Raw genomic sequence first — 22,966 nt, 5'->3', positions numbered from 1 at the left:
GGAAAGCGGTCTTCTCTCGGGTGAAGGCGAGGGTTCAGTGCCGGTGCTGGCGGGTCACGCCGGCATCGAATTGCGCGACGATCTGCTGCCAGCCGGCGCTTTCGAGCGCGGCGTCCGTGACGTCGGCCGGGGCTTTGAGGTCGGCGGCACGGTTGAGCCAGATGTCTGGCGCATCGTTGTCGGCGGTCAGGCGCATCAGAAACGAACCGGCCACGGCGGACGACTGGCTCTGGCCGAAATACGCCTTGGCGTCGAGCAATTGCCAGGCATGAGCGCCACGGCTGACGGAACTGGCGTCCTGGGCAAACGGCGCAAAACCTTCGTCCGCCAGGGCTTCAGGTGTCGGCAGGGTTTGCTGTTCCTGACGCAGCAGGTGAATCTCGTCCAGCGTCACCCGCAGGTCGGCGTAGATGCCTTGCTCGGAGGCGCTGAGGTCGCGACGGGCATCCAGTTGATGGCTGCTGACGGTGCTGATTTCCTGGGATTCGTGGCGCCAGGCGACCACCGAACCGGCGACCGCCAGGATCAGCAAGCACAGCAGCAACACATACAGGGTTTCATGGCCGGCACCGGCCGGGCGGACGACATGGGTAGTTGGCGTACTCATGGGGCCTGGATGTCCGCTTGGTCGATCTCGACGACGTGGCCGGGACCGGCATCGAACAGCACATAAAATTCGGCGCTGGGCTTCTTGAAGGTCAGTTTGGAATCGGCACCGAGCTTGCCCGGCACCAGGATGGTTTCGTCGTAGCCGATCACATCCAGGGTCACGCCCGGTGCACCGCTGCCGTCGGAGAAACCGCCGGTGCACTGGATCTGCTCGGCGTCGATGGCCTTGCACTCGCACATCGGGTTGTGGGCCAGGGCGCTGGCGCTGAAGCCGGCGCACAGCACCAGCAACACGGCGTGGAGAGGGCGAAATGCATTGCTCATGGTTTGCCTCCTTGTTTGTTCAGCCACTCGAGGGTGGCGGGGGATGCCTGGCTCAGCGGGATGGACGCTTGATGCATCGCGCCGTCCCAGCCTTCCATGGTGATCCACAGCTCGGCGTCGGCCTTGGTCTTTTCCGGGATCGGCAGCATGGCGCCCATGCGGTAGGGCGTGCCGAAGAAAATCACCCCGGCGGCGCGCAGGCTGCGCGGTTTGCCGATGCGCAGGTAAGTCGCCTTGACCTGCTCGCGGCAGCTGTCGCACAGCGCCGCGTTGAAACTCTTCATGTAACCGGCCGGGCCATCGGGCCGCGGTGCTTCGTTGCGAAGTTCTGCCAGGCGCAGGCTCCACGGCCCGACCTGAACTTCACCGATTTCCCGCTCACCCAGGCCAGTGTCCCCGCGAAACAGCGCGGCATCGGCAAAGTACTTGGGCATGAAACCCAGCGGCACCAGCAACAGCAAAACGTTGATGTGGAAGCGCCATTTGTGCCAGAAGCGGCTCAGTCTGGACCCCGGTTTTTCGGCGGCGAACAGGCTCATTGGCTGACCTCCGTGGTGTCGTGGCTCGTGACATGAGTGGCATCGGCAGCGCGAGGACGTTTGTTGCTGCGCTTGAGGGCGTTAGCGGTGGCCAACGCAGTGCGCTTGGTCCAGATCAGCAGGCCGCTGAGGACCATCATGCTCAGGAGCAGGCCGAAGAAGAACCAGATCAGCTTGATCCAGAGCCCGCCGAAATCGCCGGTGTGCAGTGGCCGCATCGATTCGGTCACCAGCTCCAGCCCCGAGCGGTCCGAGAGCAGGCGGGTGACGGCGACGTCGCCGGTGTACGGGTTGATTTCGGCAGTCTGGAACATCAGCGGATACCAGCTGCGGCCGCCCACCGAGAGGTAACTGTAGGCATTGGCGGGCAGGCTGATGAAGCTGTCTTCGAGGCCGGGAATGCGTGCCTTCGCTTCACGGATTGCCGTTTCCAGGCTGATCATCGGTGCCGGTGAGCCGTCGGCGGTGAGGGGCACGCTCTCACGCGGGACCACCGGCGCCACCGGGGCGGTGGAAATCGTAATCTGGTTATCGAACATGAACGCTTCGATCAGGAACCAGGTGCTGGTGACGGAAATCACCGCGATGAACCAGATCGACCAGATGCCGCTGAGGCGGTGAAAGTCGCCCCAGAAAATCCGCGCGCCGTGACGCAGGCGCAGGGTCGGTCGCAGAAACCCTTTCCAGAACTTCTTGTAGACCACCAGCCCGGTAATCAGCGAAGCCAGCAGCGGCAGGCTGAGAAACGACACCAGGTACCAGCCCCAGCTGTAGCCATTGGTGAACGGCACCAGCCACCAACCGTGCAAGGCGCGGGTGAAGGCCCTGAAGTTGAATTGCGGAGCCGTGCCCTGGATCACGCCGCTGTACGGGTTGACGTAGACCACCACCGAACGGCCGTCGGGGTAGGTCACTTCCACGTCCAGGGCGAAATGCGTTTCGTCAGGTCGGCTGATGCTTTCGACCAGGATCTGCGGCTCGGCCTGCTTGATCGCGGCGATGAGCTGGTCATAGCTCAACAGCGGCGCATCATCGGAAGGTTGGCTGGCGCGCATTTGCGGGTTGGCCAGCCAGACGATTTCCTGGCTGATCACCGCCAGCGTGCCGGTCACACAGACGATCAGCACAAAAAACCAGATGGGCAGGGCCAGCCAGCTATGGACCAGAAACCAGAGTTTTGAGCGGGATTTCTTCGACATGATTAAGGTCTTGTATCGATGAGAGGGCCTCTGCTGCGGGCTTCCCAGCGTGGGGTCCATGAAAAGTGCGGTCGTGGCTTTTGCCTACGCGAACCGCCTGCATCTATATAAGACGAATGAGAATCAGAAATCCCGAACCTCGATATGAAAGTAAATGTTTCGTATTCCTGCGAACGCAAAACCCTGTAGGAGCAAGCTTGCTCGCGATGGGGCCGTGTCTGTCACCCTTATGGCGACTGATACACCGCCATCGCGAGCAAGCTTGCTCCTACAGGTTGCGGGTGTGCCTTGATCCAACACGAACCATGTTCCAAGGGATCACTCTCCGGCCATTGATGGGGCCGGGCGACTGCCTAAGATGGGGCGCAGACGCCTGAAACCCGCGAGCCTGAGCGAATATCCCCATGACTTCAGCAAGAACCCTTTATGACAAACACATCGATTCCCACACGGTGTGTCGCCTCGATGACCAGGGCCACGTCCTGTTGTACATCGACCGCCAAGTCATCAACGAATACACCAGCCCCCAGGCCTTCAGCGGTTTGCGCGAGGCCAAGCGCGGGGTCTGGCGCCCCGGCACCGCGCTGGCGGTGGTCGATCACGTCAACCCCACGGCACCCAACCGCATTGCGGCGATGCCGGACGCCGGCGGTGCGCGGCAAGTGTCGTACCTGGCGGAAAACTGCCGGGACTTCGGCATCGAATTGCTCGACATCCTCGACAAACGCCAGGGTATCGAGCACGTCATCGCCCCGGAGCAGGGGTTCATCCTGCCGGGCATGGTGATTGCCGCAGGCGACAGCCACACCACCACCTATGGCGCCCTCGGCGCATTCGGTTTCGGCATCGGCACGTCGGAGATCGAGCACCTGCTGGCGTCCCAGACCCTGGTCTACAAACGCTTGAAAACCCTGCGCGTGACGGTGGACGGTGAGCTGGCGCCGGGGCTGACATCCAAGGATGTGATCATGGCGCTGATCGGCCGGATCGGCGCGTCCGGAGCCACGGGCTACGCCATCGAGTTTCGCGGTTCGACCATCGATGCACTGAGCGTCGAAGCGCGCATGACCATCTGCAACATGGCGGTGGAGGCGGGCGCGCGGGGTGCGTTCATGGCGCCGGACGACAAAGTGTTCGCCTACCTCAAGGACAAACCCCGCGCGCCCAAAGGTGCGCTGTGGGAGCAAGCGGTGCAGACATGGCGCGCCTTGCACAGCGATGCCGACGCACTGTTCGACCGTGAAGTGTCGCTGGACGCCAGCGCGCTGGAGCCGATGGTCACCTGGGGCACCAGCCCGGATCAGGCCTCGCCGATCGGCGCCCGCGTGCCGGACCCGCAAGACATCAGCGACCTGATCCTGCGCCAGGACATGCGCCGCGCCCTGACTTACATGGGCCTCGAAGCGGGCATGCCGCTGAGTGACATCGTCATCAGCCACGCGTTTATCGGCTCCTGCACCAACGCCCGCATCGAAGACCTGCGCGACGCTGCCAGCGTGGTGCGCGGCAAACACGTCGCCGAACACGTGCGGGCGATGATCGTGCCGGGCTCCACCGAAGTGCGCGATCAAGCCGAAGCCGAAGGCCTGGCGGCGATTTTTATCGACGCCGGTTTCGAGTGGCGCCAGTCCGGCTGCTCGATGTGCCTGGCGATGAACGACGACGTGCTGGCGCCGGGCGACCGCTGCGCCTCCAGCACCAACCGCAATTTCGAAGGCCGCCAGGGCGCCGGTGCCCGTACGCACCTGATGAGCCCGGCGATGGTCGCTGCGGCGGCGATCACTGGCCGCTTGACCGACATCCGTCATTTTGGAGCCCGCGCATGAGCCTGCAACCCTTCACTCAAGTCAGCGGTAAAGCCGCGCCAATGCTGGCGGCCAACATCGACACCGATGTGATCATGCCCAAACAGTTTCTCAAGGGCATCGACCGTTCCGGGCTGGATCGGGGTTTGTTTTTTGATCTGCGTTTTTTGCCTGACGGCCAGCCCAACCCTGAGTTCGTGCTCAATCAACCGGCATGGCAGGGCGCGAGTTTCATGGTGGTCGGGCCGAATTTCGGCTGCGGATCGAGCCGCGAACATGCGGTCTGGGGATTAAAGCAGATGGGCATCCGCGCGCTGATCGGCAGCAGTTTTGCGGGGATTTTTTATGACAACTGCCAGCGTAACGGGGTGCTGCTGATTACGCTGGATGAGTCCGTGTTGCAGCGGCTCGGGCAAGTGGTCAGTCAGCCAGAAACGGCGCTGATCAGCGTTGATCTGGAAACGCAGCAGATTCGTCTTCAAGGCGAGGTCATCCCATTCGAAATCGACACCCTGCGCAAAACCGCGCTGGTGCTGGGCCTCGACGCCATCGGCAGCACCTTGCAGCGCAGCGAACAAATCAAAGCCTTCGAACACCAACACCTGACCGCCAACCCCTGGCTGAGCTGAAATCGCCTTCGCGGGCAAGCCTCGCTCCTACAGGGGATTGAGTCGCACCTGTAGGAGCGAGGCTTGCCCGCGAAGAGGCCCGCCCATACACCGCAAATCAAACCGACAACCCTTTGAAATGCTCCTGCAAAAACTCCACACACGCGCGCAACTTCCCCGAGTACGCCAGCCGCGTCGGGTACACCGCCCAGACGTTGGCGCTCTGGGTGTATCCGGGCAGCACCTGCACCAATCGCCCCTGCTCCAGCAACGGCTTCACATCCCACAGTGACCGCAACAACACCCCGCGCCCATCCAGTGCCCACTGCAAGACAATCTCGCCGTTATTGGACGACAACGGTCCGCTGACCCGCACACTCTCCTGGGCACCGTCGTGCTCCAGGTTCCAGATGCCAAAGGCGTTGTCGCGCTCCTTGATCACCAGGCAATGATGCTGCTCCAGATCGCCCAGCGTCTGCGGCGTGCCGTGGCGTTGCAGATAACCGGGCGCCGCGCACAACACCCGCCGATTGCTCACCAGCCGCCGGCCGATGTGCTGGCCGGGGATGTCATCGCCGACACGGATCTCCAGGTCGAACCCTTCGTTGACGATGTCCACCACCCGATCAAACAGGTCGAGGCGAATCTCCAGGTCCGGGTAACGTTCGGCCAGCAGTGACAGGGCCGGCGCCACGTGATTGCGCCCGAAGCCGAAACTGCTGCACAAATGCAGACGCCCGCGAGGGCTGTCGTGGGCGTCGGAGAGTTCGTCGTGCAGTTGCTGGAAATCATCGAGAATCCGCAACGCCCAGCGCTGCACACGTTCACCGTCTTCGGTCAGGGCGATGCGGCGGCTGGTGCGGTGCAGCAGGCGCGTGCCGAGGGTGGTTTCGAGAATCTGGATGCGTTTGCTGACGTAGGCGGGCGACAGGCCCAGTTCATCCGCTGCGGCGGCGAAACCGCTTTTACGAATGACGGTAAGTAATACACGCAGGTCTTCGGGCAGGGGCACGGTGTCTTTCTTGGTGGTCATGACAGAACGGGCACTGGCGGCATGAGCCGCCAGCATAGCATCGGTGTGAACGCCGACTTACTCAGCAGACAGCTTGGCCGCCGCCGCTGCCGCCCGAGCGTGGCGCCCGCGTTTGAGGGCGATCGGCGCCATCTTGCTGCGGTCCAGTTCACCTTCCCAGGCGGCCACCACCAGCGCTGCAACGGCGTTGCCGATGATGTTGGTCAGGGATCGGCATTCGGCCATGAAACGGTCGACACCGAGGATCAGCACCATCGCCGCCACCGGCACGGTCGGCACTACGGCCAGGCTCGCCGCCAGCGCCACGAACCCCGCGCCGACCACCGCGCCCGCGCCTTTGGAGGTGAGCATCGCCACGGCCAGCAAGGTCAGTTGCTGCTCCAGGCTCAAGTCAATGTTGGTCGCCTGGGCCAAAAACAGCACCGCCAGCGTCATGTAAATGTTGGTGCCGTCCAGGTTGAAGGTGTAGCCAGTCGGCACGACAATCCCCACCACGCCTTTGGAGGCGCCCAGGCTTTCGAGTTTCTGGATCAGCTGCGGCAGTGCCGATTCCGAAGAGCTGGTGCCCAGTACGATCAACAGTTCGGCCTTGATGTACGCCAGCAGTTTGAAAATGCTGAAGCCGGCATAACGGGCAATGCTGCCGAGCACGCACGCAATGAAAATCAGCGCGGTCAGGTAGAACGTGCCAATCAGCTTCAACAGCGGCAGCAACGAGCCGAGGCCGTACTTGCCGATGGTGAACGCAATCGCGCCAAACGCCCCGATCGGTGCGACACGGCTGATGATGCCGACGATGCGGAAGAACACTTCGCTGGCCTGATTGATCACGTTCACCAGTGGCCGGCCCTTTTCACCGACCATCACCAGCGCAATGCCGAACAGCACCGAGACGAACAGCACGGGCAGGATTTCACCCTTGGAGAAGGCATCAAAAAAAGTCGTCGGAATCACGTGCAGCAAAAAACCGGTGATGCCTTCGCCGTGTTCGGCCTGACCGACAAAACCGGCAATCGCCGACGAATCCAGCGTCTTCACATCAATGTTGAACCCCGCGCCCGGATGCAGCGCATGCGCCGCCAGCAGGCCGATCAACAGCGCAAGGCTGGAGACGATTTCGAAGTACAGCAGCGCCTTGCCACCGACCCGGCCGACCTGTTTCACGTCGTGCATGCTGGTGATTCCGGAGACCACCGTGCAGAAGATGATCGGGCCGATGATCATCTTGATCAGCTTGATGAAACCGTCACCCAACGGCTTGAGGTCGATGCCGATCTGCGGCCAGGAATGGCCGATCACAATGCCCAGCGCGATGGCGATGAGCACTTGCACGTAGAGGGTTCCCAGCAGTTTCTTGATGGTCATTTTTATTATCTCGAGACGGTTTTTGGGCATGACGATCCCGCGCAGGCCCGTGACGGCCTGCGGCGGAAAGTGGATTCAGATCAGTACGGCGCGGCTGTCAGCGCAGGAAAGCCAGGACTTCGGCGAGCAGCAGCTCGGGGGCTTCTTCGGCGATGTAATGGCCGGCGGGCAGCGCTTTGCCGCGCACGTCGGTGGCCACGTGTTGCCATTCCTTGAGCGGTTCGAAGCAGCGGCCGACCGTGCCTTCGGCACCCCACAGCACCAGCAGCGGCAAGTTCAGATGACGGCCGGCGTCGATGTCGGCGCGGTCGTGATCCAGATCGATGCTGGCGCTGGCCCGGTAGTCCTCGCAGATCCCGCGTGCGGTGCCCGGCTGTTTCAGGCAGCGCAGGTATTCGCCAAAGGCCTCGGCAGTGAACGGTTTGAGCCCGGCACTGCGACTGCCCATCACGCTGCGCAGATAGGATTCGGGATCGGCCTCGATCAGGGTTTCCGGCAACGGAGCGGGGCGGATCAGGAAGAACCAGTGCCAATAGGCGCGGGCAAAGGCTTCATTGGTTTGCGTGTACATCGACAGCGTCGGCGCGATATCGAGCAACACCATGCGTTGCACGGTCTGCGGATGATCCAGCGCCAGGCGATGGGCAACCCGGGCGCCACGGTCGTGTGCGAGCACCGAGAACTGCTCGAAGCCCAGGGACTTCATCAGCTCGATGCTGTCCTTGGCCATTTCCCGTTTGGAGTAGTTGGTGTGGTGGTCGTTGGCCAGCGGTTTACCGCTGTCGCCGTAACCGCGCAGGTCGGCGGCGACTACGGTGAAGTGTGCGGCCAGTTGTTCGGCAACCTTGTGCCAGATGACGTGGGTCTGCGGGTGACCGTGCAGCAACAGCAGGCCCGGCCCGCTGCCGCCGATGCGGTAGGCAATGTCCACACCGTTGACGTGGCGCTGGTCTTTGAGGAATCCGGCGAACATGGGATGACTCCTTGTTGTAGTTGCCTGCATCCTGAAATTGTTCGGCGGCTACGGCAAGGCGCAAAGCGTGGTGCGCTTGTTCATGAAGTGTGTTGTCTCGGAGGCCGCCTTCGCGGGCAAGCCTCGCTCCTACAAAAGCACAACCGGACCTGTAGGAGCGAGGCTTGCCCGCGAAGAGGCCCTGATATTCACAGAAAATCTCAACCCTGATTGAACATCTCCTTTGCCCGCTGCTCAATCTGCGCCTGGGTCAAATCCTCCTTACGCGTGGCCAGAAACCACAAATGCCCATACGGATCTTTCAACGTCCCCGAACGGTCGCCGTAAAACTGATCCTTGACCTCGGACACCACCGTGGCGCCCGCCGCAATCGCTTGTTTGTAGGACTTGTCCACATCATTCACATACAGGTGCAAGCCCACGGACGGTGACTTGTCCGGATTGCTCAACGGCCCCTGATCACACGGCGTGCCGAGCATGATCGGGCAGTCGCCGATGCGCAGTTCGGCGTGGCCGATGCTGCCGTCGGGCATGGACAGACGCATGACTTCGGTCGCGCCGAAAGCTTTCTTGTAGAACTCGATGGCTTCGGCCGCTTTTTGAATGCCCAGATAAGGGGTGATGCTGTGATAACCCTCTGGAATGGGTTTGACGCTCATGGCTATTCTCCCTGTCTATTGTTGAATTGAAGGTAGTCCTTCGCCGGTTTCCGACCGGATAACTATAGGCCAGCACCTTTTACGCATCCGAGTGCCCGACGAGCAGCAGCGCCACTGTTCGGCCATAAACAGTGAAGCAGCAGAATGCTCGGGTTTCTCACTGAATAACCGTTGAAAACCCCCGAAACTGCCCGAAAACACAGGGCCGGGCGGTCAGGCACAGAAGCTGCAATGTCCTCCGGTAAACACTGTTGCCGAGAGACTTGTATGCCTGAATCTGCCGTTTATCCGATCAACCCGCCGGCCGCCCATCGGATCGCCGATGAAGCCGAAGCCTTGCGTGTGGCCGAGCGCGTCGCCGCGGTCTTGCTGGAGCAGGACGCCGAGCGCGACCGTACGCGCCAGGTGCCCGCCGAGATCGTCGACCTGTATTCCAACAGTGGCTTGTGGGGCATCAGCGTGCCAAAGGAGTTTGGTGGCGCGCAGGTGTCCTACGCGGTGCTGGCGCAGGTCATCGCGATCATCTCGGCGGCCGATCCGTCCCTGGGGCAGATCCCGCAAAACCACTATTGCCTGCTGGAAGATATCCGCCTGCAAGGCACGCCCGAGCAGCAGGCACATTTTTTCGGCCTGGCGCTGCAAGGTCATCGCTTTGCCAATGCGTTGTCGGAAACCGGCGGCAAAAACGTGCAGGACATTCAGGCGACCATTCGCCGTTATGGCGACGGGCATGTGATCAACGGTCGCAAGGGTTATTGCACCGGTTCGCTTTACGCCCACTGGCTGGCGGTGTTGGCGCTGGATGAAGAGCAGAGGGGCCAGTTGTCCTTCGTCGAACGCGGCACCCCAGGGCTGGTGATCATCGACGACTGGGACAGCATCGGTCAGCGCACTACCTCCAGCGGCACGGTGCTGGCCGAGGATCTGCACGTCCCGGCATTCAACGTGTTCCCGACGTATCGTTCCTATGAAAGCCCGACTCTGGCCGGCCCGTTCGCGCAATTGACCACCGCCGCCATCGACGCCGGCATCGCCCGCGCAGCGCTGCGTGACACCATCGCCTTCGTGCAGCAATTCGCCCGGCCATGGATTGATGCGGGTGTTGAAAAGGCCAGTGAAGATCCGCTGACCATCATTCAGGTCGGTGGCCTGGAGATTCGCCTGGAAGCTGCCGAAGCCTTGCTGGAACGCGCCGGTTGGGCGCTGGATGCGGCGCGCCCGGCACCCAATGAAGACAACGTCGCCCGAGCGTCCCTCGCGGTGGCCAAAGCCAAAGTGCTGACCACCGAAATCGCCATCGAAGCCACCAACAAACTGTTCGAACTCGGCGGCACCCGTTCGACCCTGAAGAAGCACAACTTCGACCGGCACTGGCGCAACGCGCGGGTGCACACCCTGCATGACCCGGTGCGCTGGAAATACCACGTGGTCGGCAACTGGCTGCTCAACGGCGTCAAACCGCCGCGTCACGACTGGTCCTGATCATGGCCGAATGGTTCAAAAACATTTACTGGGCGGACATTGGCCAGGCCTGTCTCGATACCTTGAGCATGCTTGGCGCCGCCCTCGGTTTTACTGTGCTGCTGGGGTTGCCGCTGGGGGTGGTGCTGTTCCTCACCGGTAAGCGCCAGTTGCACGAAGCCATCGGCGTTTACCGGGTGTTGTCGGTGATCGTGAACATGCTGCGTTCGCTGCCGTTCATCATTTTGCTGATTGTGTTGATTCCGCTGACAACGCTGCTGGTCGGCACTTCGCTGGGCGTGCCGGGGACCATTCCGCCGCTGGTGGTTGGCTGCACGCCGTTCTTCGCGCGGCTGGTGGAAACCGCCTTGCGCGAAGTCGATCGCGGCGTCGTGGAGGCGACCCAGGCCATGGGCGGCACCACCTGGCAAATCATCCGCCACACCTTGTTGCCCGAGGCTCGCGGCGGGTTGCTGGCGGCGGTCACTGTCACCGCCATCGTGCTGGTGGATTACACGGCGATGGCCGGGGTGATTGGTGGCGGTGGCCTGGGCGACCTGGCGATCCGCTACGGCTACCAGCGATTCCAGACCGACGTGATGGTGGTCACCGTGGTGCTTTTGCTGATCCTGGTCCAGGCCCTGCAAATGACCGGCGACCGATTGGTGGCGCGCTACAGCCGACGATAAACATTCGACTCAACAAAAAAACTCAGGCCTCACGTCCGCCCCACGACGGCCACTCAATCTGCCTAGGAGCACAACATGAAAAAGACCCTGGCCATTCTGGCTGCCCTTGTGTCGTTGAGCGTTCACGCCAACGAAAAACTCACCGTCGGCGCCACGCCGGTGCCGCACGCGGAGATCCTCGAGTTCGTCAAACCCACCCTGGCCAAGGAAGGCGTGGATCTGGACATCAAGGTCTTCACTGACTTCATCCAGCCCAACCAGCAGCTTGCCCTGAAGAACCTCGACGCCAACTATTACCAGTACCGGCCGTTTCTCGATGACTACAACAAGACCCGTCACACCGATCTGGTGCCGGTGGTCGGTGTGCACATCGAACCGTTCGGGGCCTATTCGACCAAGATCAAAAACATCGCCGAACTGAAGGATGGCGCCACCGTTTCCATCCCCAACGACCCGGTGAACACTGGTCGCGCACTGGTGCTGCTGCACGAAGCCGGGCTGATCAAACTCAAGGACCCGAGCAACACCCTGGCGACTCAGCGCGACATCGCCGAAAACCCGAAGCATTTGAAAATTCGTGAATTGGAAGGTGCGTTGCTGGCGCGTTCGGTGAGTCAGGTGGACCTGGCGTTCGTGTTCGCCAACTACGCACTGGAAGCGGGGATCGACACCAACAGCGCGTTGATCGTCGAGAAGGGCAAGAGCCTGTACATCGAATTCCTGGTGGCCCGCCCGGACAACATCAACGACCCGGGTTTGCAGAAACTGGCCAAGGCGTTGAATTCCGATGAAGTGCGGCAGTTCATCTTGACCCGCTACAAAGGGCAGATTGCGCCGGGGTTCTGATCTCCAGCCATTCTTGAGGACGCCTTCGCGGGCAAGCCTCGCTCCTACAGGTACGGCGATGCTTTTGTAGGAGCGAGGCTTGCCCGCGAAGGCCGCACCGCTATTTCGGATCTGCCGACGATTCCAACAGCTGCGCCCCCGGCCCCCGATCCCCCAACACATCACCAAAATTACGCAACGGACACGCCTCCATCGACAAACACCCACAGCCAATACAGCCGTTGAGCGTATCCCGCAGCAAGGTCAGCTGATTGATTCGCTCATCCAGCTCCCGGCGCCATTGCGCCGACAACACCTTCCAGTCCGCCGCCGTCGGCGCGCGGTTATCCGGCAGGGTTTTCAACGCCTCGCCAATCTCCGCCAGCGGAATCCCCAAGCGCTGCGCCACTTTGATCAACGCCACCCGCCGCAACACTTCACGCGGATAGCGCCGCTGGTTGCCCTGATTGCGCGTGCTTTTGATCAACCCCCTGGCTTCATAAAAATGCAGCGCCGTGACCGCCACGCCGCTGCGGGCGGCGACCTGGCCGACGGTGAGCTCTTTATGCAGTTGTTGCGAGGTGATCATGTGAAAAATGTCCCTTGACCTCTAGTTAACTCGAGGTTTTACCCTGCAGGCCTTCGGATCGCAAGATCCGGCTTACACGTCAGTGGGGACTCTTCATGCAAGCGCCAGAGAAAAATCGCAGCTTCACCCAATTGATCGAATTCGAGATCGAACCCCATCAACAGGCCGCCCTGGTGTCGGCGCTGTCGTTACAGACCGAACGCCTGGCCCAGCGTTACAGCGGTTTTCTCAGTGCGAGCATCCAGGCCAGCGACGATGGCCGGCGGGTGCTCAATTACCTGCAATGGCAATCGCGGGAGGCGGGGGAAGCCGCGTTTCAGGGTTTTGAAAGCGGCGAGCAGGATTTCTGGCAACTGATCCGCGCCCATCAGGCGAAAACCGTGACGTTCGGCTCGTTCCAGGTGCTGCACAGCCTGGAACGCAGCCACGACAACGCGCTGCATTGCAATCTAGTGAGCTAAATCGACAGCTGCATCAAGCGCTCGCCCTGCACGTTTTCCGTGGGCCGGCGCTTGTTCACCGCCAGCTCACCGATCTTGATCAGGCGCGTGCGTGTGACGTTGCGGCTCAAGCCCAGCAGCGCGGCGGTGTGCACCTGGTTGTAATGGCTGAAACGGTAAGCCGCGCGCAGCAAGGCGTCCTCGACTTTCTCGTGCAGCGCGCCGGCCTGTTCCTCGAACAGCTTTTGAAACGCGCGGTCGAGCAAGGCTTCCGGTGAATCGTCGAGCTGGCTGTGATAGTCGTCCTGACGCTCGATGCGCATGTTCGACAAGCGCAGGTCATCGCGCTCGATCACGCCGTTACGGCAGATCAGCAAGGTGTGGTGAATGACGTTTTCCAGTTCGCGGATGTTGCCCGGCCAACTGTAACTGCGCAGTTTCAGCTCGGCTTCCTTGCTGATGGTGATGGAGCCGTAGCCGAGGCGCTGACTGTAGGCTTCGACGAAGTGCCGGGTCAGCGGCAGGATGTCGCCGGGGCGATCACGCAGCGGGCTCAGTTCCAGGCTGACCACGTCGAGGCGGTAATACAGGTCCTCGCGGAAATGCCCGGCGTTGATGGCTTTTTCCAGTTGCACGTTGGTCGCCGCCAGCACGCGCACGTTGATTGGAATGCTTTTGCGCGAACCCAGGCGCACCACTTCGCGCTCCTGCAACACCCGCAGCAACTTCACCTGAATCGCCATCGGCAGATCACCGATTTCATCGAGGAACAAGGTGCCGCCGTCGGCCTCTTCGAACCAGCCGGCCTTGGCGCTCAAGGCGCCGGTGAACGCACCTTTTTCGTGGCCGAACAATTCGGCCTCGACCAGGGATTCGGAGAATGCGCCGCAGTTCACCGCCACGAACGGGCGGTTTCGCCGGGCGCTGAGGTTGTGGATATGCCGCGCCACCAGCTCCTTGCCGGTGCCGGTTTCGCCGATGATCAGCACGCTGGCTTCACTCGGCGCGACCTGTTGCAAATGCGCGAGCAAGGCCTGGGATTTCGGGTCTTCGAACACTTGCGCGGTGGCGCGGATCGACGTGGCCAGGGCGGGCGAGGGTGGTAAGGTCAGCAGTTGCATGGGGGCAGGCTCCATGAGAAGGCTATGAATAGAAAGTCGGAATCGGCAGGGACTGGTTCAACGCCCAATCGCCCAGTTCATGGAGTTTGTAATCCACCGGGTCGTGCAGGGTTTGCGTGCGCAGGTTGCGCCAGTGGCGGTCCAGGCGCAGCGAGGCGTGAGTCGAGCGCGCACCGGTTACTTCGAACAGCCGGCTACAGAGTTCGAGGCCGTTGCGCGTGGCGGCGACCTTGGCCGTGGCAATCGCGGTGGCGAGGTGTCCACGTTCTTCGGCGCTGAGGTTCGGGCCTTTCGCCCAGGCCTTGTCGAGCAAGTCGGCGGCGCGTTCCACCAGCAAACGAACGCCTTCGAGCGCAACCCAGAATTCGCCGTAATGGCCGAGCACATACGGGTCCTGACGCACATCCTGAGCGCTGGATTTGTGCCACGGGCGGGTTTCGGTGAGGGTGTATTGCCGCGCTTCTTCGAAGGCACCTTCGGCGATGCCGAGGAACATGTGCGTAAAAGTAAGCTGCGCGATCAATGGCCGCAGGCAGGCGAGCGGTGTGCTCAGCGGACCCGGGTCGAGCAGCAATTCCGATTCTTCGACCCGCACCCGTTCGAACGAAGCGCTGCCGCTGTCGGTCTGGCGCTGGCCCATGTTGTTCCAGTCGTTGTGCAGGGTGATGCCGCTGCGGCCGCTGGGGATGGCCGCGATCAACAGCTTGCCGCCGGCGCTTTCATCCACTGCCGAGGCGATCAGCATTTCCGAATCGCTGGCGCCGGAGCAGAAACTTTTCTTGCCGGAAAACTCGCGCCAGCCACCGAGTTTTTTCACCACGGTGCGGGTATCGAGCGGGTTTAGGGCATTGCCCCAGAACCAGTTCTTGCGCGCGGTCTGTTCGAACCACGGCTGCCACTGCTCGGGTCGGGCGAACAGGCGCACGGTGGCGAGCATCAGGTGATGAAAGCCGAAGACGTGGGCAATCGAACTGTCGACCTTGGCGAACTCGCGCACGATGGTCAGGGTTTCACTCCAGCTGGCGCCGAGGCCGCCGTACTGGGTGGGAATGCTCAACGCGAGCAGACCGCTTTGGCGCAGGGCGTCACGCTCGGCTTTCGGCGTACCGCCACGTTCGTCGCGCTCGACCGCGGTCAAGGCAAACTCGGCGGCCAACTGGCGGGCGGTTTGCAGGGGGGATAACAGGGCGCTTAGCGGCTTGGCAGTCACGCGGGGTTCCTCAATAAATTCGACACCGTCCCCTGTAGGAGCGAGGCTTGCCCGCGAAGGCGTCGTATCAGCCAACATCCATTTTGAATGTCCGGACGCTTTCGCGGGCAAGCCTCGCTCCTACAGGTAGTAGGTGGGTCAGGCCGTGGCTTTGGCGGGCAGCACATCATTGGCGATCATTTCGCCAAACGGCCCGGTGAGGTTGGTCACGCCACGCCCCGCCAGGCTTGCGTACGGTTCAGGCAACAGCGGGAACACCAGCTCGGCAAAGCGATACGCCTCTTCAAGGTGCGGATAACCGGAAAAGATAAAGCTCTCGATCCCCAGGTCCGCGTATTCCTTGATCCGCGCCGCCACTTGCTGCGGATCACCCACCAGCGCCGTGCCGGCACCGCCGCGTACCAGGCCGACACCGGCCCACAGGTTGGGGGCGATTTCCAGGTTGTCGCGACGCCCGTCATGCAGCGCCGCCATGCGCCGCTGGCCTTCGGAGTCAAAGCGCGAGAACGACTTTTGCGCGGCGGCGATGGTCTCGTCGCTGATGTGTTCGATCAGTTTGTCGGCGGCTTTCCACGCCTCTTCGGCCGTCTCGCGAACGATCACGTGCAAGCGAATCCCGAACTTCACCGTGCGCCCGTTGCGTGCTGCACGCTCACGCACATCGGCGAGTTTTTCCGCGACGGCGGCCGGTGGTTCGCCCCAGGTCAGGTAGACATCGACCTGCTCGGCGGCGAGTTCATGGGCGGCTTCGGACGAACCACCGAAGTACAGCGGCGGATAGGGTTTCTGCACCGGCGGATAAAGGGCCTTCGCGTTTTGCACTTGCAGGTGTTTGCCTTCGAAGTCCACCGCTTCGCCTTGCAGCACGCGACGCCAGATCTGCAGGAATTCGTCGGTGACTTCATAACGCTCGCTGTGATCGAGGAAGATCCCGTCGCCACGGTTTTCGTCCGGGTCGCCACCGGTCACCACGTTGATCAGCAAGCGGCCGTTGGACAGACGATCCAAAGTCGCGGCCATACGCGCCGAGACGGTTGGCGAAATAATCCCCGGACGAATCGCCACCAGATAACGCAGGCGTTCGGTCAACGGCACCAGCGCTGAAGCGATGACCCAGGAATCCTCGCAGGAACGCCCGGTGGGAATCAGCACGCCGTGATAGCCGAGGCTGTCGGCGGCCTGCGCGACTTGTTTCAGATAGTTGAGCGTCACCGGGCGAGCGCCCTGGGTGGTGCCCAGGTAATGGCCATCGCCGTGGGTCGGCAGAAACCAGAAAACATCCATGAAAAGATCCTTAAGCGATTTTCAGCAGATTTTTGGGGTGCACGCCGAACAACGGCGCAGCGCGTTCTGCAGCCAGTTGAATGCGGGCCTTTAGAAGTTCACTGGTTATTTGGTAATTGGCAAAATCGGCTTCGGTGGCGTAGACGCCGATCGGCAAGGTCAGCGCCTGGAAGAAACTGAACAGCGGGCGCAACTGGTGATCGAGCACCAGCGCATGCCGTTCGCTGCCACCGGTGGCGGCGAGCAACACCGGCGTATTGATCAGCGCGTTCAAGTCGATCAGGTCGAAGAGGTGTTTAAGCAGGCCCGGATAGGAGCCGCGATAAACCGGCGCGGCGACGATCAGCAGGTCAGCGTTTTCGATGGCTTGCAGCTCGGCTTCGATGTCGGCGCTCAGTTCCTGGCGCGACAGGGCCGCGCCCAGTGGCCGGGCGATGTCGCCCAGTTCGATCAGCTTGCTCTCGATCGGCAATTGCCCGGCCAGTTCGGCCAACAGCGCTTGGGTCAGCACCAACGTGCGGGACGGACGCCAGGTACCGCCGGAGAGGGCAACGACTTTCAATGGACGCGACATGATCAGTTCCTTTTTAAACAGTTGCTCAGCGAGCAGTGAGTAGTGAGTAGTCACAGGGCTTGAGCAAGAGCTGTACCAATCCTTCGAGCCCACGATTTACGTGGCTTGCAGCGCATTGATGACTGCGTGCTGTTCGATTTTAAGGACTGTTTGTTGAATGACTGTTGCCTGGCAAACAGTTGCGTGGGCAACAGTTGTGTAAGGCGATGGAGTTGTTATAAAGGCTGTTTGTTATTCCTCAAAAGATCATTGAAAGATATTTATAGATCATTAAGAAATATGCACGCCCTTGTAGGAGCCGGCTTGCTGGCGATGAGGCCCGTGAGTCATACGGTGTTCTTACGGTCGTCATCGCCAGCAAGCCGGCTCCTACAGGGTGGGGCGATTCCACTTCAATACCCACTATCGAGAGCGTTGATTTCTGCCCATCCAAAGGCGCGAGTAGCCTGTGTTCATTGCCCCGAACCCAGATGCCAGGACGCCAGACCATGAAACCTCTACTCGCCACTTTCCTGCTGCTCGCCGTCTCCGTTCTCGCCGGATGTGCCAGCCACGTATCCCCGGAACTGCGGCCCTACACCGCCGAGGAAACCCGTGAACTGGCACTGGAATCGCTGAATCGTCGCGGTTTGTCCTTCGATGAATACCACGCGAAAAAAGCTGAATTGCTCGGTCAGCCACAGAAATCCTTCAGCTTCGACAAACAAGGCGAAATGAACGCCGAGCGCACTGTTCAACTGCACGGTCGCCCAAGCTGAGCGACTGTACTGCTCGAAGTTTCACCCAACTGTCCATGGGTTTCCCGGCAGGCGTGCGATAGGGTCAATACCTGAATGACCCTGACGGACTGCCACCAATGACGCTCTCGCTCGATCTGCTGCTGGGTTTCGCCCTGTTCGCTCTCGTTACCTCGATCACCCCCGGCCCGAACAACACGATGTTGCTGGCATCGGGCGTGAACTTCGGCTTTAACCGCACCATCCCCCACATGCTTGGCATTACCTGCGGGTTCTTCGTCCTGGTGGTGGCGGTGGGTTTTGGTCTGGGCGCAGTGTTTCAAAGCTATCCGTTGCTCTACACCGTGCTGCGCTACGTTGGCGCGGCGTATTTGTTGTACCTGGCGTGGAAAATCGCGCATTCCGGTCCGGTATCCGACGGCGAGAACGGTGAAAGCAAACCGATCAGCTACCTCGGCGCGGCCGCATTCCAGTGGGTCAACCCCAAGGCCTGGATCATGGCCATCGGTGCAATCAGCACCTACACGCCGATGCAGGGCTATTTCACCAACGTCATCGTGATTGCGGCGGTTTTCGCCCTGATCAACCTGCCGAGCGTCGGTGTCTGGGCCGCGTGCGGCACGCTGCTGCACAACGTGCTCAAGGACCGCCGCTGGTTGCGCGTGTTCAATTGGGGCATGGCCGCGTTGCTGGTGGTTTCGCTGTATCCGTTGATGCTGGAAAGCTTTAGCTGACGCATTGCTTCAACCGGTTGCCCGATGCCTGTTAAGCTCGACTTCAGGAGCGTTCCTACGCACTTTCAAGTGAAGTCGTACTTTCTTAACGCATCCGATCAGGTATTGCTGGTGCACGGGTTGCCAGCACCTGATCCCGGAACAAGCTCTGCGAGTCTTTTATGAATAAACGTCCGTTGTATTTCGACTACGCCGCCACCACGCCGGTGGACGAGCGGGTCATCAAGGTCATGGTCGAGTGTCTGGGGTTTGCCGGGAACTTCGGCAATCCTGCGTCCAGCTCCCATGCATTCGGCCAACAGGCCCGGCAATCGGTCGAGCAGGCGCGACAGCAAGTCGCCCAACTGGTGGGGGCGCAAGCCGACCAGATCGTCTGGACCTCCGGCGCCACCGAATCGAATAACCTCGCCCTCAAGGGCGTGGCCCAGGCTCGCGGGGTGCCCGGCGGGCACATAATCACCAGCCAGATCGAACACAAGGCGATTCTCGACACCGCAAGGCAATTGCAGGATGCCGGTGTTGCCGTGACGTATCTGGTGCCCGACGCGCAAGGTCTGATCACACCGCAAGCGGTCAGCGAAGCGATGCGCGAGGACACCTTTCTGGTGTCACTGATGCTGGTCAACAACGAGTTGGGCACGGTCAATGACATCGCCGCCATCGGCGAGGTCGTGCGTGCCCGCGAGGCGTTGTTCCATGTCGATGCGGCCCAGGGCGCGGGGAAAGTGGCCATCGACCTGGCGCGATTGCCGGTGGACCTGATGTCGTTTTCGGCGCACAAGATCTACGGTCCCAAAGGCATCGGCGCGCTGTATGTCGGGCCTCGCGCGCAACAGCGTTTGCAGGCGCAGATTCACGGGGGCGGCCATGAAGGTGGTTTGCGTTCCGGGACCCTGGCGACTCACCAGATTGCCGCCATGGGCGTGGCGTTCGCCTTGGCCGCGCAACTGTTCGATGAAGAGAAAGCCACGATTGCGCGCCTGCGCGAGCGCTTGCTCGAACACCTGTCGGGCATACCCGGCGTTCGCCTCAACGGCAGCGCGACCCAGCGCATCCCTCACACCTTGAGCCTGACCTTCAGTGAAGGCGAGTTCAACTCCGCGGCGTTGAGCGCATCGATTGCGTTTTCTGCGACCTCGGCCTGTAATTCCGCGAGCAATGCGCCGTCCCATGTGCTGCTGGCACTGGGGCATGACGCCCGTTCGGCGAGCCGCACCATTCGCTTGAGCCTGGGGCGTTTCACGACCGAGCAGGACATCGACCAGGCGGCACAACTGATTAAAGCGGCCTGCGCCAGTGCCCCGGCATTCTGGCAATAAGGCCTCAAGTGCCGACGTTGATCGGCACTCAACAATAATGATGAAGTGATTAGCAGGAGACATGATGAGTACGCAGCCTTCGATCAATGGATCGGTGCCCCAGCGCCTGGCGCACACCCGCGAGCTGATGAGCCGGGAGGGCATTCACGCCCTGCTGGTGCCGTCGGCCGATCCGCACCTGTCGGAATACCTGCCGGGCTACTGGCAAGGACGGCAATGGCTGTCGGGCTTTCATGGCTCGGTGGGCACGCTGATCGTCACGCCGGATTTTGCCGGCGTCTGGGCCGACAGCCGTTATTGGGAGCAAGCGACCAAGGAACTCAAAGGCAGCGGCATCGAACTGGTCAAGCTGCAACCGGGTCAACCCAGCCCGCTGGACTGGCTGGCCGAGCAAACCCCTGAAGGCGGCGTCGTCGCGGTAGACGGTGCGGTGATGGCCGTGGCCTCGGCACGTACGTTGGGTAGCAAGCTCGAAGAGCGCGGCGCCCGTCTGCGCACCGACATCGATCTGTTGAGCGAAGTCTGGAGCGATCGTCCGACGCTGCCGAACGAGCCGGTCTATCAGCACCTGCCGCCTCAGGCGACGGTCAGCCGTGGCGAAAAACTCGCCAACCTGCGTGAGGTGTTGAAAGAGCGTGGCGCCGACTGGCATTTCATTGCCACCCTCGACGACATCGCCTGGCTGTTCAACCTGCGCGGCGGCGATGTGTCGTTCAACCCGGTGTTTGTCTCTTTCGCCTTGATCAGCCAACAACAGGCAACCCTGTTCGTGGCCTTGAGCAAAGTCAGCGCCGAGCTGCGTGCGGTCCTCGAACAGGACGGCGTGACCCTGCGCGATTACAGCGAAGTGGCCGACGCCTTGCGCGCAGTGCCGAGCGGCGCGAGCCTGCAAGTCGATCCGGCACGCGTCACCGCTGGTTTACTGGATAACCTGAACAGCGGCGTGAAACTGGTCGAAGGCCTGAACCCGACGACATTGGCCAAATCGCAGAAAAGCCTGGCCGATGCCGAGCATATCCGTAAGGCCATGGAGCAGGATGGCGCGGCGCTGTGCGAATTCTTCGCCTGGCTGGAGTCGGCGTGGGGCCGCGAGCGCATCACCGAACTGACCATCGACGAACACCTGACCGCAGCGCGCACGCGTCGTCCGGATTACGTGTCGTTGAGTTTCAACACCATTGCTGCGTTCAACGCCAACGGGGCGATGCCGCATTACCACGCGACCGAAGAAGAGCACGCGGTGATCGAGGGCGACGGTCTGTTGCTGATCGACTCCGGCGGCCAATACCTGGGCGGCACCACCGACATCACGCGGATGGTGCCGGTCGGTACGCCAACCGCTGAGCAGAAGCGCGATTGCACACGTGTGCTCAAAGGCGTCATTGCGCTGTCCCGTGCGCAATTCCCTCGGGGCATTTTGTCGCCGTTGCTGGACTCCATCGCCCGTGCGCCGATCTGGGCGGAAAACGTTGATTACGGTCACGGCACCGGTCACGGCGTCGGCTACTTCCTCAACGTTCACGAAGGCCCGCAAGTGATTGCCTATCAAGCTGTTGCTGCGCCGCAAACCGCGATGCAGCCGGGCATGATCACTTCCATCGAGCCGGGCACCTACCGTCCGGGTCGCTGGGGAGTGCGGATCGAGAACCTGGTGTTGAACCGTGAAGCGGGCAAGAGCGAATTCGGTGAGTTCCTGAAATTCGAAACCCTGACCCTGTGCCCGATCGACACGCGCTGCCTGGAACCGTCGTTGCTGACTCAGGACGAAAAACAGTGGTTCAACGCGTATCACGCCGAAGTGCGCGAACGCTTGAGTCCGCTGGTCGACGGTGCAGCCCTTGAGTGGCTGAACACTCGGACCGCTGCTATCTGATCGGCTTGAGTTCAGGCGCTGCTTCCAGCGCCTGGCTCATGTAGTCGACAAAGGCTTTGACCCTGGCGGATTGGCGACGATTCGCCGGGGACACGGCATGCATCGGCAGTGACTGCGCGGTGTAGTCCTGCAAAATCGCGGTCACTCGCCCGGCTTTCAAGTCTTCGCTGAACAGCCACACCGGCGACAACGCAATCCCCAGTCCCCCCAGCACCATCTCGCGAATCGCCTCCGAGTTGTTGCTTTGCGCATTGCCCTTGATCCGCACCTCGTGGCGTCGATTGTTTTTCTCGAAAACCCATAGATTCTGACTGTTCAACAGATTGAACTGCAGGCAGTTGTGCCCGCCCAGTTCTGCCGGCGTGTGCGGCCGGCCGTGTTTTTTGAGGTAGGCCGGCGCTGCGACAGTTACGCGGTGGGTGGTGCCGATGTGGCGGGCGATCAGGCCGCTGTCATTCAGTTCGCCGATTCTGAAGGTGACATCCAGTCCTTCGCTGACCAGGTCCTGGTTTTGATCACTCAGTTGCAGGTCGATTTCTATGCCGGGATGGCGCTCAAGGAATTGCGCCAGTCGTGGAGCAATCTGCAAACGCCCGAAGCTGACCGAGGAGCCGATGCGCAGGTGGCCGGCAATGCGCTCCTTGCCGGACTGGAAACTGTGCTCGGCCGCATCGACGGCCGCGAGGATTTGTCGACATTCGTTGTAGTACCGCTGGCCTTCATCCGTCAGGGAAAGCTGGCGGGTGCTGCGTGCAATCAGTTTTCCGCCCAGCCCGGTCTCCAGCGCCTTGAGCACTTTGCTGATGGTGGGCTGGCTGGTCTGCATCTCTCGGGCAACGGCAGAAAAGCTGCCGCGTTCGACGACCCTTACGAAGATTGCCATTGCATTGAGTTTGTCCACGGGAGTTCTCATTGATGCCAGATAGGCATGGTCACTATAGCTATTTAGCGTCTTATCAGCATGAGTCGGTTGGCCGAAGATTTATCCCACAGCCA

General features: G+C 61.4%; 24 protein-coding genes. 10 read left to right on the top strand and 14 right to left on the bottom strand.

Annotated elements, in window-relative coordinates; genetic code table 11:
* Window positions 1-34 precede the first annotated feature (34 nt).
* Genes K5R88_RS12390 through K5R88_RS12375 form a run of 4 tightly spaced genes read right to left on the bottom strand, consistent with a single transcriptional unit; the run spans window position 35 to window position 2,671 of the window.
* On the bottom strand, window positions 35-607 hold the full coding sequence (locus tag K5R88_RS12390) for a DUF6162 family protein (protein WP_226300052.1): 573 nt from the start codon (window positions 605-607) through the stop codon (window positions 35-37).
* A complete protein-coding gene (locus tag K5R88_RS12385; protein WP_008032642.1) occupies window positions 604-933 on the bottom strand; it encodes a hypothetical protein in 330 nt (109 codons plus the stop codon). The genes K5R88_RS12390 and K5R88_RS12385 overlap by 4 nt, the downstream gene beginning before the upstream one ends.
* Window positions 930-1,472, bottom strand: coding sequence for a hypothetical protein (locus tag K5R88_RS12380; protein ID WP_008032641.1), 543 nt, complete (start codon window positions 1,470-1,472; stop codon window positions 930-932). Before K5R88_RS12380 ends, K5R88_RS12385 begins: the two co-directional genes overlap by 4 nt.
* On the bottom strand, window positions 1,469-2,671 hold the full coding sequence (locus tag K5R88_RS12375) for a PepSY-associated TM helix domain-containing protein (RefSeq protein ID WP_226300051.1): 1,203 nt from the start codon (window positions 2,669-2,671) through the stop codon (window positions 1,469-1,471). The genes K5R88_RS12380 and K5R88_RS12375 overlap by 4 nt, the downstream gene beginning before the upstream one ends.
* 404 nt (window positions 2,672-3,075) lie before the next feature.
* Here K5R88_RS12375 and leuC point away from each other — a divergent pair, with 404 nt between their 5' ends.
* Together leuC and leuD are read left to right on the top strand one after the other, a co-directional pair.
* Complete coding sequence (leuC, locus tag K5R88_RS12370) at window positions 3,076-4,497, top strand: 3-isopropylmalate dehydratase large subunit (RefSeq protein ID WP_226300050.1); 1,422 nt, start codon at window positions 3,076-3,078, stop codon at window positions 4,495-4,497.
* On the top strand, window positions 4,494-5,105 hold the full coding sequence (gene leuD / locus K5R88_RS12365; RefSeq protein WP_226300049.1) for a 3-isopropylmalate dehydratase small subunit: 612 nt from the start codon (window positions 4,494-4,496) through the stop codon (window positions 5,103-5,105). Before leuC ends, leuD begins: the two co-directional genes overlap by 4 nt.
* 97 nt (window positions 5,106-5,202) lie before the next feature.
* Here leuD and K5R88_RS12360 read toward each other — a convergent pair whose 3' ends face one another.
* The 4 genes from K5R88_RS12360 to K5R88_RS12345 all read right to left on the bottom strand — a co-directional run bounded on the left by K5R88_RS12360 (window position 5,203) and on the right by K5R88_RS12345 (window position 9,114).
* Window positions 5,203-6,153 (bottom strand): LysR substrate-binding domain-containing protein, encoded by a 951-nt coding sequence (locus K5R88_RS12360; RefSeq protein WP_317848240.1) that lies wholly within the window; start codon window positions 6,151-6,153, stop codon window positions 5,203-5,205.
* Window positions 6,154-6,174: 21 nt separating this feature from the next.
* The gene (gene dctA, locus K5R88_RS12355; RefSeq protein ID WP_192419407.1) at window positions 6,175-7,482 is read right to left on the bottom strand and encodes a C4-dicarboxylate transporter DctA; all 1,308 of its coding nucleotides are present in this window, start codon (window positions 7,480-7,482) and stop codon (window positions 6,175-6,177) included.
* Between the two features lie 97 nt (window positions 7,483-7,579).
* Window positions 7,580-8,455, bottom strand: a complete 876-nt coding sequence (locus K5R88_RS12350) for an alpha/beta fold hydrolase (RefSeq protein ID WP_226300048.1) — start codon at window positions 8,453-8,455, stop codon at window positions 7,580-7,582.
* A gap of 200 nt (window positions 8,456-8,655) precedes the next feature.
* Entirely contained in the window at window positions 8,656-9,114 is a 459-nt protein-coding gene (locus K5R88_RS12345) for a VOC family protein (RefSeq protein ID WP_226300047.1), read from the bottom strand.
* A 267-nt stretch (window positions 9,115-9,381) separates the two neighbouring features.
* On the opposite strand from K5R88_RS12345, the gene K5R88_RS12340 reads away from it, so the two are divergent.
* The 3 genes from K5R88_RS12340 to K5R88_RS12330 all read left to right on the top strand — a co-directional run bounded on the left by K5R88_RS12340 (window position 9,382) and on the right by K5R88_RS12330 (window position 12,110).
* On the top strand, window positions 9,382-10,596 hold the full coding sequence (locus K5R88_RS12340) for an SfnB family sulfur acquisition oxidoreductase (protein ID WP_226300046.1): 1,215 nt from the start codon (window positions 9,382-9,384) through the stop codon (window positions 10,594-10,596).
* Between the two features lie 2 nt (window positions 10,597-10,598).
* Window positions 10,599-11,264, top strand: a complete 666-nt coding sequence (locus K5R88_RS12335) for a methionine ABC transporter permease (protein WP_008032624.1) — start codon at window positions 10,599-10,601, stop codon at window positions 11,262-11,264.
* Window positions 11,265-11,339: 75 nt separating this feature from the next.
* Complete coding sequence (locus K5R88_RS12330) at window positions 11,340-12,110, top strand: MetQ/NlpA family ABC transporter substrate-binding protein (protein ID WP_008032622.1); 771 nt, start codon at window positions 11,340-11,342, stop codon at window positions 12,108-12,110.
* A gap of 100 nt (window positions 12,111-12,210) precedes the next feature.
* On the opposite strand, the gene soxR is transcribed toward K5R88_RS12330, so the two are convergent.
* Complete coding sequence (gene soxR, locus K5R88_RS12325) at window positions 12,211-12,678, bottom strand: redox-sensitive transcriptional activator SoxR (RefSeq protein ID WP_226300045.1); 468 nt, start codon at window positions 12,676-12,678, stop codon at window positions 12,211-12,213.
* A 95-nt stretch (window positions 12,679-12,773) separates the two neighbouring features.
* Between soxR and K5R88_RS12320 the strand changes: the two genes are divergently transcribed.
* Window positions 12,774-13,139, top strand: a complete 366-nt coding sequence (locus tag K5R88_RS12320; protein WP_192227828.1) for an antibiotic biosynthesis monooxygenase — start codon at window positions 12,774-12,776, stop codon at window positions 13,137-13,139.
* On the opposite strand, the gene K5R88_RS12315 is transcribed toward K5R88_RS12320, so the two are convergent.
* The 4 genes from K5R88_RS12315 to msuE form a co-directional block, all read right to left on the bottom strand.
* Window positions 13,136-14,239, bottom strand: a complete 1,104-nt coding sequence (locus K5R88_RS12315; RefSeq protein WP_226300044.1) for a sigma-54 interaction domain-containing protein — start codon at window positions 14,237-14,239, stop codon at window positions 13,136-13,138. The genes K5R88_RS12320 and K5R88_RS12315 overlap by 4 nt on opposite strands.
* A 22-nt stretch (window positions 14,240-14,261) precedes the next feature.
* A complete protein-coding gene (locus K5R88_RS12310; RefSeq protein WP_226300043.1) occupies window positions 14,262-15,449 on the bottom strand; it encodes an acyl-CoA dehydrogenase family protein in 1,188 nt (395 codons plus the stop codon).
* Between the two features lie 138 nt (window positions 15,450-15,587).
* Window positions 15,588-16,733 (bottom strand): FMNH2-dependent alkanesulfonate monooxygenase, encoded by a 1,146-nt coding sequence (gene ssuD, locus K5R88_RS12305; protein WP_008032614.1) that lies wholly within the window; start codon window positions 16,731-16,733, stop codon window positions 15,588-15,590.
* Between the two features lie 10 nt (window positions 16,734-16,743).
* The gene (gene msuE / locus K5R88_RS12300; protein ID WP_226300042.1) at window positions 16,744-17,307 is read right to left on the bottom strand and encodes an FMN reductase; all 564 of its coding nucleotides are present in this window, start codon (window positions 17,305-17,307) and stop codon (window positions 16,744-16,746) included.
* 488 nt (window positions 17,308-17,795) lie between these two features.
* Between msuE and K5R88_RS12295 the strand changes: the two genes are divergently transcribed.
* From K5R88_RS12295 to K5R88_RS12280, 4 genes are all read left to right on the top strand, one after another.
* Complete coding sequence (locus K5R88_RS12295) at window positions 17,796-18,065, top strand: hypothetical protein (RefSeq protein WP_008032610.1); 270 nt, start codon at window positions 17,796-17,798, stop codon at window positions 18,063-18,065.
* 98 nt (window positions 18,066-18,163) lie between these two features.
* Window positions 18,164-18,778, top strand: a complete 615-nt coding sequence (locus K5R88_RS12290) for a LysE family translocator (protein ID WP_226300041.1) — start codon at window positions 18,164-18,166, stop codon at window positions 18,776-18,778.
* 161 nt (window positions 18,779-18,939) lie between these two features.
* Window positions 18,940-20,097: a cysteine desulfurase family protein gene (locus tag K5R88_RS12285; RefSeq protein ID WP_008032607.1), complete on the top strand. Its 1,158-nt coding sequence runs from the start codon at window positions 18,940-18,942 to the stop codon at window positions 20,095-20,097.
* A 64-nt stretch (window positions 20,098-20,161) separates the two neighbouring features.
* Window positions 20,162-21,970, top strand: coding sequence for an aminopeptidase P family protein (locus K5R88_RS12280; RefSeq protein ID WP_226300040.1), 1,809 nt, complete (start codon window positions 20,162-20,164; stop codon window positions 21,968-21,970).
* Here K5R88_RS12280 and K5R88_RS12275 read toward each other — a convergent pair.
* The gene (locus K5R88_RS12275; RefSeq protein WP_223453093.1) at window positions 21,963-22,883 is read right to left on the bottom strand and encodes a LysR family transcriptional regulator; all 921 of its coding nucleotides are present in this window, start codon (window positions 22,881-22,883) and stop codon (window positions 21,963-21,965) included. The genes K5R88_RS12280 and K5R88_RS12275 overlap by 8 nt on opposite strands.
* Between the last annotated feature and the right edge of the window lie 83 nt (window positions 22,884-22,966).

Origin of the sequence: Pseudomonas sp. MM213 (assembly GCF_020423045.1) — a bacterium.
Lineage (GTDB): Bacteria > Pseudomonadota > Gammaproteobacteria > Pseudomonadales > Pseudomonadaceae > Aquipseudomonas > Aquipseudomonas migulae.
This window is presented reverse-complemented; position numbering and strand designations above follow the sequence as displayed.

What these genes read in the sequence shown, in the direction of transcription:
- K5R88_RS12390 (WP_226300052.1), bottom strand. Translation starts at nt 607, where the DNA reads ATGAGTACGCCAACTACCCATGTCGTCCGCCCGGCCGGTGCCGGCCAT.
- K5R88_RS12385 (WP_008032642.1), bottom strand. Translation starts at nt 933, where the DNA reads ATGAGCAATGCATTTCGCCCTCTCCACGCCGTGTTGCTGGTGCTGTGC.
- K5R88_RS12380 (WP_008032641.1), bottom strand. Translation starts at nt 1,472, where the DNA reads ATGAGCCTGTTCGCCGCCGAAAAACCGGGGTCCAGACTGAGCCGCTTC.
- K5R88_RS12375 (WP_226300051.1), bottom strand. Translation starts at nt 2,671, where the DNA reads ATGTCGAAGAAATCCCGCTCAAAACTCTGGTTTCTGGTCCATAGCTGG.
- leuC (WP_226300050.1), top strand. Translation starts at nt 3,076, where the DNA reads ATGACTTCAGCAAGAACCCTTTATGACAAACACATCGATTCCCACACG.
- leuD (WP_226300049.1), top strand. Translation starts at nt 4,494, where the DNA reads ATGAGCCTGCAACCCTTCACTCAAGTCAGCGGTAAAGCCGCGCCAATG.
- K5R88_RS12360 (WP_317848240.1), bottom strand. Translation starts at nt 6,153, where the DNA reads ATGCTGGCGGCTCATGCCGCCAGTGCCCGTTCTGTCATGACCACCAAG.
- dctA (WP_192419407.1), bottom strand. Translation starts at nt 7,482, where the DNA reads ATGACCATCAAGAAACTGCTGGGAACCCTCTACGTGCAAGTGCTCATC.
- K5R88_RS12350 (WP_226300048.1), bottom strand. Translation starts at nt 8,455, where the DNA reads ATGTTCGCCGGATTCCTCAAAGACCAGCGCCACGTCAACGGTGTGGAC.
- K5R88_RS12345 (WP_226300047.1), bottom strand. Translation starts at nt 9,114, where the DNA reads ATGAGCGTCAAACCCATTCCAGAGGGTTATCACAGCATCACCCCTTAT.
- K5R88_RS12340 (WP_226300046.1), top strand. Translation starts at nt 9,382, where the DNA reads ATGCCTGAATCTGCCGTTTATCCGATCAACCCGCCGGCCGCCCATCGG.
- K5R88_RS12335 (WP_008032624.1), top strand. Translation starts at nt 10,599, where the DNA reads ATGGCCGAATGGTTCAAAAACATTTACTGGGCGGACATTGGCCAGGCC.
- K5R88_RS12330 (WP_008032622.1), top strand. Translation starts at nt 11,340, where the DNA reads ATGAAAAAGACCCTGGCCATTCTGGCTGCCCTTGTGTCGTTGAGCGTT.
- soxR (WP_226300045.1), bottom strand. Translation starts at nt 12,678, where the DNA reads ATGATCACCTCGCAACAACTGCATAAAGAGCTCACCGTCGGCCAGGTC.
- K5R88_RS12320 (WP_192227828.1), top strand. Translation starts at nt 12,774, where the DNA reads ATGCAAGCGCCAGAGAAAAATCGCAGCTTCACCCAATTGATCGAATTC.
- K5R88_RS12315 (WP_226300044.1), bottom strand. Translation starts at nt 14,239, where the DNA reads ATGCAACTGCTGACCTTACCACCCTCGCCCGCCCTGGCCACGTCGATC.
- ssuD (WP_008032614.1), bottom strand. Translation starts at nt 16,733, where the DNA reads ATGGATGTTTTCTGGTTTCTGCCGACCCACGGCGATGGCCATTACCTG.
- msuE (WP_226300042.1), bottom strand. Translation starts at nt 17,307, where the DNA reads ATGTCGCGTCCATTGAAAGTCGTTGCCCTCTCCGGCGGTACCTGGCGT.
- K5R88_RS12295 (WP_008032610.1), top strand. Translation starts at nt 17,796, where the DNA reads ATGAAACCTCTACTCGCCACTTTCCTGCTGCTCGCCGTCTCCGTTCTC.
- K5R88_RS12290 (WP_226300041.1), top strand. Translation starts at nt 18,164, where the DNA reads ATGACGCTCTCGCTCGATCTGCTGCTGGGTTTCGCCCTGTTCGCTCTC.
- K5R88_RS12285 (WP_008032607.1), top strand. Translation starts at nt 18,940, where the DNA reads ATGAATAAACGTCCGTTGTATTTCGACTACGCCGCCACCACGCCGGTG.
- K5R88_RS12280 (WP_226300040.1), top strand. Translation starts at nt 20,162, where the DNA reads ATGAGTACGCAGCCTTCGATCAATGGATCGGTGCCCCAGCGCCTGGCG.
- K5R88_RS12275 (WP_223453093.1), bottom strand. Translation starts at nt 22,883, where the DNA reads ATGAGAACTCCCGTGGACAAACTCAATGCAATGGCAATCTTCGTAAGG.